The 15,046-nt window shown below is 64.1% G+C and carries 13 protein-coding genes; all 13 read left to right on the top strand.

What is annotated here, in order from left to right:
* The first annotated feature begins 1 nt into the window (after position 1).
* The 13 genes from AD664_RS24845 to AD664_RS24785 all read left to right on the top strand — a co-directional run bounded on the left by AD664_RS24845 (position 2) and on the right by AD664_RS24785 (position 14,978).
* Entirely contained in the window at positions 2–1,594 is a 1,593-nt protein-coding gene (locus tag AD664_RS24845; RefSeq protein WP_053150857.1) for a Wzz/FepE/Etk N-terminal domain-containing protein, read from the top strand.
* The gene (locus AD664_RS24840; RefSeq protein WP_053150855.1) at positions 1,591–2,694 is read left to right on the top strand and encodes a glycosyltransferase family 4 protein; all 1,104 of its coding nucleotides are present in this window, start codon (positions 1,591–1,593) and stop codon (positions 2,692–2,694) included. Before AD664_RS24845 ends, AD664_RS24840 begins: the two co-directional genes overlap by 4 nt.
* On the top strand, positions 2,691–4,061 hold the full coding sequence (locus AD664_RS24835; protein WP_053150850.1) for an O-antigen ligase: 1,371 nt from the start codon (positions 2,691–2,693) through the stop codon (positions 4,059–4,061). Before AD664_RS24840 ends, AD664_RS24835 begins: the two co-directional genes overlap by 4 nt.
* Positions 4,058–5,017 (top strand): glycosyltransferase, encoded by a 960-nt coding sequence (locus AD664_RS24830; RefSeq protein WP_053150847.1) that lies wholly within the window; start codon positions 4,058–4,060, stop codon positions 5,015–5,017. The genes AD664_RS24835 and AD664_RS24830 overlap by 4 nt, the downstream gene beginning before the upstream one ends.
* The gene (locus AD664_RS24825; protein WP_053150845.1) at positions 5,010–6,146 is read left to right on the top strand and encodes a glycosyltransferase family 2 protein; all 1,137 of its coding nucleotides are present in this window, start codon (positions 5,010–5,012) and stop codon (positions 6,144–6,146) included. The genes AD664_RS24830 and AD664_RS24825 overlap by 8 nt, the downstream gene beginning before the upstream one ends.
* A gap of 15 nt (positions 6,147–6,161) precedes the next feature.
* Positions 6,162–7,166 (top strand): polysaccharide deacetylase family protein, encoded by a 1,005-nt coding sequence (locus AD664_RS24820; RefSeq protein ID WP_053150838.1) that lies wholly within the window; start codon positions 6,162–6,164, stop codon positions 7,164–7,166.
* Positions 7,163–8,467 (top strand): lipopolysaccharide biosynthesis protein, encoded by a 1,305-nt coding sequence (locus tag AD664_RS24815; RefSeq protein ID WP_053150836.1) that lies wholly within the window; start codon positions 7,163–7,165, stop codon positions 8,465–8,467. Before AD664_RS24820 ends, AD664_RS24815 begins: the two co-directional genes overlap by 4 nt.
* A 161-nt stretch (positions 8,468–8,628) precedes the next feature.
* Positions 8,629–10,524 (top strand): hypothetical protein, encoded by a 1,896-nt coding sequence (locus tag AD664_RS24810; RefSeq protein WP_053150898.1) that lies wholly within the window; start codon positions 8,629–8,631, stop codon positions 10,522–10,524.
* Positions 10,521–11,210 carry a GNAT family N-acetyltransferase gene (locus tag AD664_RS24805; RefSeq protein WP_053150833.1) on the top strand — a complete coding sequence of 230 codons (690 nt, stop codon included), beginning with the start codon at positions 10,521–10,523 and terminating at the stop codon, positions 11,208–11,210. Before AD664_RS24810 ends, AD664_RS24805 begins: the two co-directional genes overlap by 4 nt.
* Positions 11,211–11,305: 95 nt before the next feature.
* Positions 11,306–11,995 carry a hypothetical protein gene (locus AD664_RS24800; RefSeq protein ID WP_053150824.1) on the top strand — a complete coding sequence of 230 codons (690 nt, stop codon included), beginning with the start codon at positions 11,306–11,308 and terminating at the stop codon, positions 11,993–11,995.
* Positions 11,996–12,000: 5 nt separating this feature from the next.
* A complete protein-coding gene (locus AD664_RS24795; protein WP_053150821.1) occupies positions 12,001–13,161 on the top strand; it encodes a GNAT family N-acetyltransferase in 1,161 nt (386 codons plus the stop codon).
* Complete coding sequence (locus AD664_RS24790) at positions 13,146–13,940, top strand: ChbG/HpnK family deacetylase (RefSeq protein WP_053150818.1); 795 nt, start codon at positions 13,146–13,148, stop codon at positions 13,938–13,940. The genes AD664_RS24795 and AD664_RS24790 overlap by 16 nt, the downstream gene beginning before the upstream one ends.
* Positions 13,941–14,036: 96 nt before the next feature.
* Positions 14,037–14,978: an alpha/beta hydrolase gene (locus AD664_RS24785; protein ID WP_053150815.1), complete on the top strand. Its 942-nt coding sequence runs from the start codon at positions 14,037–14,039 to the stop codon at positions 14,976–14,978.
* The last annotated feature ends 68 nt before the right edge of the window (positions 14,979–15,046 follow it).

Genomic DNA, 15,046 nt, shown 5'->3' with positions numbered 1-15,046 from the left:
CATGAATCCCAAGGAAAATTATCTGCATGAGTTCTTCAGGATCTTCTTCGCCAACAAGCAATGGGTGAAGCGTGTCTTCCTGATTTTCGCCGTCATCGCCCTGGTGCTGCCGTTGATGCTCAAACAGAGCTTCGATATCACCGCACAGGTGATCGTGCAGTCGAAAAAAATCTCCCAGGGCGACGCCACCACGTCGCTCAACCAGGAGAACGCCACGTTCGTTCCACCGTCCCTGGCGGACATGGAAACCGAGAGCAATATCCTCCGTTCGCCCGCGCTGATCCGCCAGACCATCAGCACCCTGCGCGACCAGGGCGAATACACACCCAGCCCCGGCATCTTCAACAAGTGGGTGAGCGATCCGTTCAAGCGCTACGTCACCACGCCGCTGCGCGAGTACGCCATCAACCCGCTGCGCGACGCGCTGGGGCTGGAGGTGGACCCGGTGCGCGACACCGTGCTCGATACCCTGACCGACGAAGCCGTCGAAAACCTCAAGATCGAGACCTTGCCGGGCTCCAATGTCATCTCCATCGTCTACAGCTTCGGTGACCCGGCCCAAGGCACTCGGTTCGTCGAACAACTGCTGCAGAACTACCTCGCCGGTCGCCAGGAACTGCAATCGATCGAGCTGCCGCAGACGTTCTACGAGCAAAAGAAAAGCCAGTACCAGCATCGCCTCGACGGCCTGGAAAGCACCCGCCTGACCTTGCTCGAAGGTGTCGGCTCGGCGGATCCGAAGGAGGAAATCACCTTCCGCCTGAACGCTATCAACACCGAAGAACAGGCCCTGAACCTGTACCAGGATCGCCTGCTGCAAAGCCAACGCTGGCTCGACTACCTCAAGACCAGCCTGGCGTCGGCGAACAGCTCGCGGTTCAACGACTACACCTTCCCGTTCACCTTCACCACCACCGTGGACAACATCGCCTTCGAAGACCGGGAAATCAAACAGCTGGGCGAACAACTGACCGGCCAGGTCGCCCGCTACATGAATGACCTGGCGATCTTCCAACCCGGCAGCGAACCGATGCTGCTGGCTCGCGAGCAGATCGTGCGCACCCGCCAGCAATTCCTGAAGGTGGTGAGCAACCGGATCCAGGAACGCACCACCGACCTGGCCGTGGTCAGCTCGGTGATCAACCAGAAGGTCGAGCGCATCGCCGAGTTCAAGGAACGGATCCACCAGTTGCAGGAAACCCAGAGCAAGCTGCGGCAGATGGACACCGAGATCGACGCCCTGCATGCGGCGTTCTCCACCTACGCCCAACGGTTCGCCGAAGCCAGCACCGCTCGTTCGCTGGACAGCGAACTGTCCAACGCCCGGGTCCTGAGCCCACCCTTCGAACCGACCGCTGCGGCATTCCCCAAACCGATGCTGATCATCGCGTTCGGCCTGTTCAGCGGCCTGTTGCTGGCGATCGCCCTGGTCTATGTGCGTGAGTTCTTCGACCATCGCTTCAAGCATCCGGCCCAGATCAGCCAACAACTGGATGTACCGGTGCTGCTGGTGATCAACGAGCAGTCCCCCGACCAGGTCAACCCGCACCGCAACTGGACCCTGCCCAGCCTTGTCCATTGGGTGCGCAATTGAACGCGCCGTTCGGCCCGACCCGCCACAGCAGCCCCCTGTCGATCATTCACCTGCTCGACAGCGGCGGCTTCTACGGGGCCGAGCGGATGCTGCTCGATCATTGCCTGGCCACGCCCGGACAGCACCAGGTGCTGTTCCTGGCGGCGCCGCCGACCTTGATCACGCGCTTTCGCCAGGCCGGGGTCGACTGCCACCGTTGCGCCAATTGGGCCGAGCTGTTGCAGCACCTGCGCCAGCGTCGCGAGGACCGGCCGCTGATCAACACCCACAATTTCAAGGGGCTGTTGTTCGGCTGGTCCGCCGCCACGTTGCTGCGCCTGCCACTGGTGATCACCCAACACGGCTTCACCCCGCGCAGCCCCAAGCAGCGCTTCTACACCTGGCTGAGCCTGCAACTGTGCCGCACCGGCTCGGTCAAGCGAGTGGTCTGCGTGGCCGAGAGCATTGCCGCCCTGCACCGTCAGGCCAGCGTGCGCGCTTCGAAACTCGACGTGATCCCCAACGGCTTGCCGGCGGTCACCGCGCCGCCGGCCCACCGCGCCGATGAACAGCGCTGGCGGGTCGGCTACGTCGGGCGCTTGAGCAGCGAGAAAGGCCCGGACCTGTTTCTCGACGCCATGATCCCGCTGTGCCAGCGGCATTCGTCACTGCATGCGGTGATGCTCGGCGACGGTCCGGAACGCCAGACGCTGCTCAAGCGCATCAACGACGCCGGTCTGCCGACGCGCATCGAACTGCCGGGCTACCAGACCGACATGAACGCCTGGTGGAGCCGCCTCGATGCCCTGGTGATCAGTTCGCGCACCGAAGGCACGCCGATGATCCTGCTCGAAGCCATGCAGGCCGGCGTGCCGGTGGTGGCGTTCGGCGTCGGCGGCATTCCCGATGTCCTGCAGGACCGGCACAACGGCCTGCTCGCGACACCGGCCGACAGCCACGAACTGGCGCAACAGATCGAGACGCTGTTCAGCGAACCGCCCCTGGCGCGGATCCTCGCCGACAACGCCCGTCGCACCCAGCAGGAGCGCTACGACCTGCGCACGCTGGCCGAGCGCTGGTCGCAGCTCTACATCCGCACGGCACAGGAGGCTCACCCATGATCGTCCCGCTCTCGATCATCAGCCTGCTAGGCCTGGCTTGCCTGGTGTTGCTGGCCAGCCCTTATCCGTTCCTGGCGCCAGGCGCGGTGCTGGGCCTGGTCGGTGTCACCGTGCTGTACCGCAAGCCTGGCTGGGGGCTGCTGGGCATCGCCGCGCTGGTGCCGTTCGAAGGCCTGTTCAAGGACAACGCCTTCTCCGGCACCAAGTTCTTCGGCCTGGCCCTGGCGCTGATCCTGATGTTGCAACTGGCCGTGCACCAGATTCCCGCCGCGCGCCTGCGCAGCAACATCTGGCGGCCATTGATCGGCTTCATGCTGCTCTACGGCTTGAGCATGCTGCTGACGGAAAACATGGACCTGTCCATGACCCATTTTCGCGAACTGAGCGTGGGCCTGGTCCTGTTCGGCATCACGCTGCTGATCGGCCGCGAACTGAACCTAGACATGTTCTGCCGCCTGGTGACGTTGAGCGTGACCGCCACCTGCGTGCTCGCGATGTTCTCGGCCAAGTACCAGGACCAGGGGCGCGCGTCCGGCCTGCTGGAAGACCCGAACGCCTTCGCCCTGCTGATTGCCTTCACCGTGCCGCTGGCCCTGCTGCTGATCCTGCGTGGCCCGTACCTGCTGTACCGGTTGTTCTGGGGTGGCTGCTTCGTCCTGCTGCTGGGCGGGATGACCAAGACCGAATCGCGCTCGGGGTTGGTGGTGCTGCTGCTCAGCCTGATCATCGGCCTGTACCACTACCGCGCGCAGTTGCCACGGATCCGTCCGCGGCACCTGGGGTTCGCGATGCTCGGGCTGGCGCTGATGGTCCCGCTGGCGGTCGCGGTGCTGCCGGCCGGCTACGTGGCACGCATCCAGTCGCTGAGCATCCTCAGCGCCGGCGCCAGTGCCCACAAGGACGAGTCCCTCGGGCGGCGTGCTTCGTACATCGTGGTCGGCAGCCAGATGATCCGCGAAAACCCGGTGCTGGGCGCAGGCCCCGGGACCTTCCCCCTGCACTACGCGCCCACCGGCTACGCCAAGGCGTTCTCGGCCAATCGCAAGCTGGGGGACCTGTATCGCCGGGCCCACAACACTTACCTGGAGATTTTCAGTGAGATCGGCATACCGGGCGGCTTGATGTTCGTCGGCATGCTCGGCCTGGGCCTGTACAACCTGATGCACGCCCGCCAGCTCTGGCTGCAACGCCGGGACTGGGCGCAGGCCGACCTGTTGACACACCTGTGCATGAGCTTCCTGTCGCTGACGCTGTTCCTGATGTTCCTCAGTGCACCGAACCACAAGTTGCTGTGGATCATGCTCGCCCTCACCAGCGTGCTGCGCTACGAAGCCGAGCAAGGTGTGCCGCGGGAGGTCCGGCCATGAAGCGGATCAGCATCGTCATCCCGATGTACAACGAGGCCCGGCACATTGGCCGGACACTGCGGGCGGCCCGGGAAGCCGCGCGTCAGGCGCAGCTGGAGTGCGAACTGATCGTGGTGGACAACGGCTCCGACGACCACGGCCCACGCATCGCCAGCGAGCTGGGCGCACGGGTGCTGATCGTGCCCGGCGTGCACATCGGCGCGCTGCGCAATCGCGGTGCGGCGGTGGCCCACGGCGACTGGCTGGCGTTCATCGACGCCGACATCGAAATGCCGGCCAACTGGCTCAAGCTGCTGCTCGAACTCGAAGGCCACCAGGGCGATGTGCTCGGCCTGGACCTGGACACGCCGCGCCAAGCCCCCTGGTTCGCCGAAGCCTGGCAACGTCGCAGCCAGCGTCCGGGGGCCCATCGCCTGCACCGGGTGCAGTGGCTGCCCAGCGCCAACCTGTTGTTGCGGCGCACTTGGTTTGAACAGGTCGGCGGCTTCGACGAAACCCTGCGCACCGGCGAAGACAAGGATTTTTCCCTGCGCCTGCGCCAAGCCGGCGCGCAACTGTTGCTGGTCAACGAAAGCGTGGCCCTGCACTGGGGTTACGAAGGCAGCTGGCGCGAATGGATGAGCAAGGAGTTGTGGCGCCAGGGCAGTCATCTGCAACTGCTGCGCAGCCATGGCCCAAGCCTGCGGCTGTTGCGCTTTCCGGCGCTGTCCGTGGGCGCCTGGGCGCTGGACGTCCTGGCCCTGCTCGCCGGGCTTGAGGGCCAACCGCGGCTGGCCTTGGGGCTGCTGCTGCTCACCGCGTTGCCGCCCCTGGTACTCAGCCTGCGCCAGAGCCGGCGTGACCCGCGCCTGACCCTGCAACTGTGGGCCTTGCACGGGGTACGCCTGCACCTGACCGGCGCCGCGTTGCTGCTCAACCTTTGTCATTGGAACGTCAGGAGACCTGCCCGTGGCTGAATTCATCTATTGGTCGTGCCTGTTGCTGCCGGTGTACGCCTACCTCGGCTACCCGGTGATCCTGAGCCTGCTGGCCCCCTTGTTTCCGCTGCGCTACTACGCCAAGGCGGTGCCGATGGACGTCAGCATCGTGATTGCCGCCCACAACGAGGCGCGGCACATCGAACAGAAGCTGCGCACCTTGCTGGCCCAGGATTATCGGGCCCATTCGCTGCAGATCATCCTGGCCAGCGACGGCTCCAGCGACGACACGGTGGCCTGCGCACGCAAAGTGGCGGATCCGCGCATCACCGTGCTCGACCTGCCCCGCCAAGGCAAGGCCGCCGCCCTCAACACCGGGGTGGCCCACAGCCGCGGCGCGATCCTGGTGTTCACCGACGCCGACAACCAATGGGCCACCGACACCCTCGGCCACCTGCTGGCGCCGCTGAGCGACCCGGAAGTGGGCGCGTGTGCAGGGCACATGGAAATCCCCGTGCCAGGCAAAGGCCTGAGCCTGGGCGACAGCCTGTATCGCCACTACGAAGGCTGGCTGCGCCGGGTGGAAAGCCGCACCGGTTGCATGGTGTCGGCCGACGGTGCGCTGCTGGCCCTGCGGCGCGAACTGTTCGAGCCCATACCGGCGCAGGTCAACGACGACTTTTTCCTCAGCACCTGCGCGCCGGCCGCCGGCAAGAGCATCGTCTATGCGCCACAGGCTCGGGTACTCGACCAGGGCGTGGACGAGGCCGACAAGCAGTTCCGTCGCCGCCAGCGGGTCACCGTCGGCGGCCTGCAAAGCCTGGCCCAGCGGCGCGCGCTGCTCAACCCACTGCGCCATGGGCTCTACGCCACCGGGTTGATCAGCCACAAGTTGATCCGCCGCCTGGCGCCGGTGTTGTTGCTGCCGTTGCTGCTGAGCAACGCCTGGCTGTGGAACGAGCATCCGTTCTATCGCCTGAGCCTGTTGGCACAACTGATCGGCTACAGCATGGCGCTGCTCGGGCTGATGGACTCGCAGCACCGCCTGCCCAGACCCTTTCGCCTGGCCGCGTTCGTGCTGGTGACGCTGGCGGGCATGAGCATCGGGCTGTGGCAGTTTCTGCGGGGCCAGCGCTACAGCCAATGGAACCCCGAGCAGAACCGCTGAAAAGGAGGATGGCCGATGTCGATCAAACACGTTTTCAAGCGCACCGGCGGTTGGCTGTACCTGAACACGGCCCTGGGTCGCGGACCCTTGCGCGGTGCCGGGGTGATCCTGATGCTGCACCGGGTGCTGAGCAACGACCGCGCCGCCGAACTGCCCCATCGCAACGAGCTGTGCGTCGGCCCGGAAGCCTTCGAGCACCTGCTGCTCTGGCTGCAACGCCACTTCGATTGCGTGCCCTTGATGACGCTGCTGCTGGCCGACCCGGAACACGTGCCGAACCGCCCACGGGTGGCCCTGACCTTCGACGACGGCTGGCGCGACAACGCCATGAATGCCTTTCCGCTGCTGCGCCAGTACCAGGTGCCGGCGAGTATTTTCCTGTCCACGGACTTCATCGGCAGCCGTCAACATTTCTGGTGGGAGGCCCTCGGCGAAACCCTCTGGGGCAGCCATGGCCAGGTGGCGCGTCACTCGCTGATCGAACATTTGCATCAGGTCGGCCGGCCACTGCCGGTGCTGCTCGATGACATCGACGACGACCGCCGCAGCCTGGCGCTCGTGCACTACCTGCAAAGCCTCAAGAGCCTCGACCCACAGGTGCTGAGCGACCTCACCGAAACCTGTCCCCATGGCGCCCAGCCCCAGGCGCTGGACTGGTCCCAGGTGCGCATGCTGGAAGACTCCGGCCTGATTCGCTTCGGCCCTCACGGCGCCAGCCACGCGATCCTCACCGGGCTGGACGACCAGCGCTTGCACGAAGAACTGTCGCGCAGCCGCATCGCCCTGGAAAACGGCTGCGCACAACCCCTGCCGGTGTATTGCTACCCCAACGGCGACCACGATGCCCGCGTGCGCCAGCAGGTGGCCACCCACGGTTATCCGTTTGCCCTGGGCACCGAGACCGGCCTGTACCGCCACGACGGCGACCCCTTGAACCTGCCGCGCTTCGGCGTCAGCCAACGCAACGCTCATCACCCTGAACTGCTGGCCTGGCGAATTCGCCGAGGAACACGCTCATGAGCCGTGGTCATTACCTCAAGCATCTGCTGTTGAGCATGGGGACGCGCTTGGCGATGATCGGCCTGCGCCTGCTGCGTAATGTGCTACTGGCACGGGTGCTCGGGCCCAGCGAGCGCGGACTGTTCGCCCTGCTCAGCACCCTGCCGGACCTGATCAGCGCCGCCACCAGCGGCGGCCTGAACTCCGCCGTCGGCTACCAGGCGGCGCAGCAGCGTTCGATGGGTTTGTTGCTCAGCCAGGTGCTGGTGTTCGGTTGCCTGCTGGCCGGGCTGCTGACCTTGCTGGTGGTGGCGCTGGCGCGCGAGTTTGGCACTGACCTGGACGTCACCACACAATTGGGGTTACTGGCCTGGCTGCTGTTGCTCGCCGTGCCGTTGACCGTGCTCAAGAGCGGCCTGCTGACCCTGCACAACGCGTCCGGCGGCGTCGGCGCCTTCAATGCCCTGCGCCTGGTGGAATCGGTGGCGCCGCTGTTGCTGTTCCTGGCGTTGTTCTGGCTCTGGAAAGACGCGGCCCTGGAAGCGGCGTTGATCAGTTGGCTGGCCGGCCTGAGCCTGGTGGTGCTGGCCGGTTGGGTCTGGCTGCGCCGGGACCAGGACGTCACCCTGCAATGGGATCGCAGCGGCCAGAACGAGCTGCTGCGCTACGGCGCCCGCAGCCACCCGGACCTGCTGTTCCAGCAAGTGATCCTGCGCTCCGACTACCTGTTCATCGGCGCCCTGCTGGGCAGCACCGCCCTGGGTCACTACGCCATGGCCAGCGCCGCCGCCGAACTGCTGCTGATCGTGCCGGAAGCCGTCACCACACCGCTGATGAAGCGCCTGTTGCAGCAGGACCGGGACATGCAGCGCCTGACCCCACTGGCCTTGCGCCTGACCGCCACGGTGATGCTGGGGGCCTGCCTGAGCATGGCCTTGATCGGCGAATGGTTGATCGTCACCTTGTTCGGCGTCGCCTACCAGCCGGCGTATCCGGCCCTGCTGGCACTGCTGCCGGGGCTGTTCGGGCTGTGCTACGCGAGCATCCTGCGCCTGGACCTGCTGGGCAAGAACCGGCCCGGTGCCGTCTCGTTGTTGATGGGCTTGGGGGCGCTGCTGAACCTGGCGCTGAATGTGTTGCTGATCCCACGCTTTGGTATCGTCGGTGCCGCCGCCGCATCGTCCATCGCCTACCTGGGCGTGACCCTGGCGCTGCTGGCGATGTATTGCCGACTCAGCGGCGTGGCGCCGTGGCAGACACTGATCATCCTGCCCAGCGATTTACTGCCGATGCGTCAAATGCTACAGGGGAAATCGGCATGAAGTTTCCTGGCGCCTGGCCGTGCGCCTTCGCGAGCAAGCTCGCTCCCACAGGCGCGACACCGTACCCCGTGGGAGCGAGCTTGCTCGCGAAAAGGACGACGCGGCACTGGGCATTGGGCGCCTGCCTGTGGGCGCTGGCGCTCTCCGCCCATGGCGCAACCATGGCCTGGACCGGCATTCGCGACGGCAGCCTGTACTTGCAGACCGATCGGCCAGACACCGTGACCGTGCGCTGGGTGCCGGCCTGGCAAGCCAACGCCAATGCCGAGCACATCTACCTGCTCAATGGCCAGGGCCGCCTGGTGGGTGAACGCCTGATCAAGGCCGAGCAGGAACACGGCGAGCAGCAATGGCCCTTGCTGCCCGGCCCCGCCAGCTATCGGCTGGAAATCCCCGGCTACAGTTTCCGTCGCTACACCCTTGAACACGATGCACGCACCCAGGCGCTGTTCGCCCCGGCCAAGGTGCATTTCAGCACCGAGGCCCATGACGGCGACGAACTGTACTTCAAGGTCGCCGCCGGCGAGCGTGCCGTGCTGGCGGGCAAGTTCCACGGTGGCGTGCGCGGTCTGCAAGCCCGGCGCGTGGCCGACGGCAAACAACTGCAACTGAACCTCAAGCCGTACCCCGCTTATTGGCAGTTCGACCAAGTGGCCCTGCCTGTCGCCGACGTCGAGCAGGTCTGGCGCCTGCACTTGCTGGGCAACGGCAAGGCGGCGTTCTGGCTGGACGGCACTGCCAACCTGTTCGCCCAGGCGCCGGCGCAACTGCGACCGCTTCGCGAAGACCCAGGACAAACACACCTGAAGGTGTACGCCGAAGTGCTGGGGAACACGCCCAAGCTGGGGGTTGCGCTCCCCTACGCGATGCCGCCGCCCTCCGCTTATGCGGTCATCGACGCACTCAAACCCCAGGCAGCCACCTACTACAGCATCGTCGACGTCATCGCGGCCAACCCCGCCCATGAGGATCGGTTCCGGCGCCTCTACCAGGATCGCTTCGGCATCAGCCGCGACATTACCCTGCTCGCCGGCAGCGGACGCAAGGCCGATCTCGTGGCCGACCGCACCACCAACAGCGGCTTGCAAGCCTGGCTCAAGTCCACCCGCGCCCTGGGCGGCAAAGGCGTGCACTACTTGGGTTTCGCCGATGAGCCGAACCTCAACTACCCCGACTTCGCCAGCTACCAGGCGGTGTTCGAGAGCATGGCCAATGAAGTCCGCGCCCTGCCCGCCAACGTCCGCGCGGGGGTGCGCATCGCGATCCCGGCCAGTTCCCGGTTCACCAACGGTCCGCTGGCCGAAAACGCCGCCGACAAACGCGGTATCGACTGGGCCCGGCGCCTGCTGGCCCAGTACGGCGACCAGGTCGACGCCCTGGCCTGGCATGAATGGATGATTCGCGACCTGTTGGCGACACGGGTGTATCGCAACAGTGTGCGGCGCGCCGCCGGGCTGGTGGGCCTGGACGCCACGGGCCGGCCACGCAAGGCGCTGCTGCTGGACCAGACCAACATGTCCAGCGGTTCCAGCCTGAGCCCCTACGACCAGGAAACCCACTACGCCGCCCTGTGGTGGACCTCGGTGGTGATCAACGCCTCCGCCGATGGCCTGCTCGACATGCTCAACTGGTTCCAGGCCGCCGACGAGCCGCAGTACCCCAAGGGCATGGTGCGGGTCCTGGACGACGATCGCTTCGAACTCAAGCCGGTGGGCCTGGCCCAGCAATTCATCCAGCAGCACTGGTTGGGACAGGTGCTGCGCCTGGACAACGACGCCTTCGAGGTGGACGCACTGGCCATGGCCACCGGCAAGCAAAGCAGCCTGCTGGGCGTGAACAAAAGCACCCGAGCCCATCAGGTCAGCCTGGACGGCGTTGCCTGCCACCAGGCTAAAGCAGAACTGGCGTATTTCGGCCCCGACAGCCATATCCGCAGCGCCCCGTTCAGTTGCGAGGCCGGGCAGATCCGGTTTCTCCTGCCAGGAGAAACCCTGTTTGTCCTGGGCTGGACCGCTCCCGCTTCCCCACAACCCGCCATCCCTCAGGAGGCACCATGAGCGTTTTACAGAAATGTCGTCGTCACGTTCAAAAGAAGGGCCTGCGCGCAGTCTTTAAACAACTGCTCAAGCACTATGTGTTTTTCCACACTCGGCTGGTGTGGCTGGAGCACGATGTACAGACCCCGCTTCCTGCGCATAACCTCAAGCCCTACCCACCGATGCGCCTGGCTTTTATCACGGTCAGCAATGCCCAGGCTTTTGCCCGACACTTCGGCGACCGTGTGCAAACCATGCGCGAGCTGGCAGCCGAGGGCTACACAGGCCTGATGTATCTGGATGCACAGGACGACACCGTGGGTTTCGCCTGGGCCAGCACACAGGATTATTTCGACCGCCATTACTATCGGTGCAACTTTGCGATCAAGCCTGGCGAATACTTTCAGTTCGGTGGCGAGATGATCCCAGCTTACTGGGGCTCCTGTATGTCGGCGGACATGCAACTGGAGATGTGGAAGGTCATGGCCGGCAAAGGTTGCCACACGATGGTCGATGTCTGCGATTTGCAAAACATTCCGGCGATCAAGATGCACTTGCGCATGGGCTTCCGGGAACGCGGCAAGATCACCCATGTGTATCGCCTGTTCGGTCGCTGGCGTTTGTTCCGCGACACGTTTTACCGCCACTCCGTACTGGACGCCTTTCATAAACCAGCCGGGCCGGCAGCAACGATTGCGGCAGCCTGATTGGCGTGGCAGTCCGGCCGCCAGCAAGGCGGCCACCTGCCGCGTCAACGGGAAGCCACGGCGTTATCCCAGCCCACCATGCGACAGGAGGCAACATGAACGTTCTACAAAAACTGCATGATCAGATTCGTATAAAAGGTCTGCGCGCCGTTCTGAGGCAGTTGTGCAAGCACTACCTGTATTTCCACGAGCAACTGGTGTGGATGGAACGCGACCTGGTCAGCCCGGTACGGGCTCAAAAGCTCAGGCCCTATAGCCCACTGCGCCGAGAGCACATTACCACCAGCAATGCAGATGCCTTTGGCAGGTACTTTGGCGACCGTGTCGAGACCATGCGTGAGCTGGCCGCCGAAGGCCACACCGGGCTCATGTACCTGGACGACAAGGGCGACACCGTCGCTTTCATCTGGGGCAGCACGCGAGACTACTTCGATCGTCATTTCTTTCGCTGCTGGTTCCCGGTCAAGCCAGGTGAATTCTTTGAATTCGGCGGCGAACTGTACCGTGCTTACTGGGGGACCCAGCTATCGGTCGATCTCCAGCTGGAGCTGTGGAAAGCCATGGCCGAGCAGGGCTGCAACAAAGTGGTCGATGTCTTCGAACTGAGTAACGTTCCAGCCGCCAAGCTGCACCTGCGCATGGACTATCAGGAGCGCGGCCAGATCACTCACATGCATTGTTTTTTCCGCCGCTGGCGGTTTTTCCGGGATACGTACTACACAGGCTCCGTATTGGACGCCTTTCGTAAACCGGCCAAGCCGGTTGCATCGACTGCGGCGGCCTGACGTCCATGGCGATCCGATTCCAATGGTGTCGCTCTCTGAGCGCAGCGGATTTTCCCGCGACAGATTATGAACAACTGCGAACCCAGGTGACCGACGCGACACCGTTCAACACCCTGGCCTGGCTGCAAGCAGCGGAATTCGCCTTGTTGCCCGAGCAAGAACTGCATGTGCTGCTAGGCTGGCAGGATCAGGCCTTGTGCCTTTGCCTGCCCCTGATATCAGGGCTTGAGCGTATCGGCGGGCTGCGGTTCCGGGTGTTGCATCATTTGGGATATCCATTGGCCGACCGCATTGCGGTGCTGGTTCGCCTGAACGCCGAAGACATGGGCCAGGCGCTGGCGCAGATCCGTCAGCGTTTACCTCACGCATTGCTACAGTTCAATGAAGTGATCGAGCCGGTCGGAGAGCAAAGCATCCTCAGCGCCTGGATGGCGCTGAGCTCCACCGGGGAGCGACGGCTCAGTTGCCGGGTTCCGGTGCACCTGGTCAGCGACAGCGATCATCAGGAAATCTCCGGCGATCCACGCTACAAGTTGCGCCGTGCGCGCAAGCGGATCGCCGCTTGCGGCGCCCAAATCCGTCGAGTGACACCCAATGCCATCAGCATGGGACAGGTGTTGCGGGCACTGATCGAGGTCGAGGCCGCCAGTTGGAAAGGCGAGGAAGGCGTCGGCATCTTCGCTGACCCCATGCGTCGGCAATGGATGACCCATGCCTTTACCGCCCTCGCCGCCCAGGGGCTGGTGCGGGTGGTGATGCTGGAGCTCAACGGCGAGTGCATCAGCTATCGCCTCGGCCTGTTGGATCAAGGTCGGCTATACGATTACAACCTGGCGTTCCTGCCGCAACACTCGGACTTGGGCAGTGGCCGGGTATTGCTTGAAGAATGGATCCGCTGGGGGTTGGAGGAAAACTGGCGATGGATCGATGCGTCACGGGTCAGCCTGGACAATTCCAGCCATCAACTGCACGAACGCATGACTGGCCAGCTGGAGCATTGGCGCTGGAGCTTTTATTCCTGGCAACCCGATGGCCTGATTCTCGGGTTTGCCTTGCGCCTCTGGAAAAGTCTGAAACCCTGGCTGCGTAAACACTCCCCCAAAAAAACCAAAGCAACAGCCCTACCCTCCCAAGGAAAAGGAGATTCCCGATGCCCCACCAGGTGATCGTCAATGCTGATGATTTCGGACTGTGCTCCCGCGAAAACAGGATAATCGTTGGAGCTTTCGAAGCAGGTCTGATCAGTTCGGCGACCATCATGGCCAACATGCCGGGCTTCGAAGAGGCGTGCGTCATGTCCCGCCAGCCCCGGCTCAAGGGGCGCATCGGCCTGCACTTCAATCTCAGCCATGGGCAGCCGTTGAGCCAGGCCATAAAATCGCGGCGGGCATTTTGCGATGCGCACGGCCAGTTCAATTTCAACCTGTCGCGCTACTGCCTGCGCCTGGGCTCCAAGGACCTCGCGGCAATCGAGCAAGAACTTAAGGCGCAATGGCAGCGCTGCCTGGATCACGGTTTGCATCCAAGCCACCTGGACTCTCATCAGCACGTGCACAACATCTGGCCCATCGGAGAACTGGTTGCGCGCTTCGCTACGCAGCAAGGCGTGTCCATTCGCCTGGCGCGCAACATTGGAACGAACCTGAACGTAGCCAAGCGCATCTTCAAGACCTTGTTCAATCGCCGCCTGCGTCGCTTATGCGCAGCGACGGCTGACTATGTCTGCACACCGGCCGACCTGCAACACGCGGCGGCACCGGACTACGGAGTCTTGGAAGTGATCGCTCATCCGACGCAACTGGATGGGGACTTCGGCGATATCTACTTGCCCGCAGACCACTCATTGACCGAGGTCCTGCATCAGCGCCTGGCGGGCGTACCGAGGGTCGGCTACGGCAAAAATGAACGGCCGTTCGAATTGGTTCAGCTCAAGGATACGTTGTGACCAAAGACTCGCTAGCCCGCAGCCGTCCGAAATCGCGCCATCCTTGGGGCGAATCTGTTAAAAGGCATCTTTCTGTCTTGAGTAGTGAACCCTTCGATGCGTTCTTTTTTTCTTCCTCGTCCCGGTCGGCGCTGGCTGGCGATGCTGTGCATGGCGGCGATGGTCGTCGGGCTGCCGGTGGGCTGCGCGGTGTTGCAGCACAAGGAGCGCGAGCTGGTGTTCAGGATCGAGCCCGGCACGGCCAGTTGGTTCAGCGGTTTGCCGAGCAGCGTGCAGGAGTTCGACCTCAAGCCAAAACACTTCAAGGCCGGGGAGAATATCCACGGCTGGTGGTGGCCGGCCGAGCGCAAGAACGCGCCGGCGATCCTGTACCTGCACGGTGTGCGCTGGAACCTGACCGGGCAGTTGTTCCGCATCCAGCAATTGAGGGACCTGGGCTTCTCGGTGCTGGCGATCGACTACCGCGGGTTTGGCAAAAGCCGGGGCGACCTACCTTCTGAAGCCAGCGTCTACGAAGATGCCCGGATCGCCTGGGCACGCCTGGAAACGCTGCAACCCGACCCGGCGCTGCGACTGATCTATGGCCACTCCCTGGGCGGTGCCGTCGCGGTGGACCTGGCGGCGGAACTGGGCCAGAAAGCGGCGAAGGACGGCAGCGTCGTACCGGCCAGGGGGTTGGTCATCGAATCCACCTTCACGTCCCTGGGCGATGTGGCCACGGCCATGGCCGACACATCGCTGCCGGTACGCTGGTTGCTGTCGCAGAAATTCGATTCCATCGACAAGATCCATGAGATCAACATGCCCCTGCTGGTGGTCCATGGCGCCGCCGACCGCTACGTACCGCCACGCTTCAGCGAGCAACTGTTCAAGGCCGCCCAGGAGCCCAAGCGCCTGCTGCTGGTGCCGGGTGCCACCCACAACAACAGCATGAGCCTGGCCGGCCGGCAGTATCGCCAGGCACTGGACGCCTTACTCAAACCCCGCCCTTCCCCCGTGGCCGGAGCGCCCCAGGTGAATGCCGCCAAGGCCGGCTGAGCCGATCCGCCCAAAGGATGGGTCGACGGGCGCCGCCTTCGCGAGCAAGCCCGCTCCCACAGATGAGT

It is taken from the genome of Pseudomonas sp. P97.38 (genome assembly GCF_001269745.1).
In the GTDB taxonomy this organism is placed as follows: domain Bacteria; phylum Pseudomonadota; class Gammaproteobacteria; order Pseudomonadales; family Pseudomonadaceae; genus Aquipseudomonas; species Aquipseudomonas chlororaphis_E.
The sequence above is the reverse complement of the archived record's forward strand: the minus strand, read 5'-3'. Positions and strand labels throughout refer to the sequence as shown.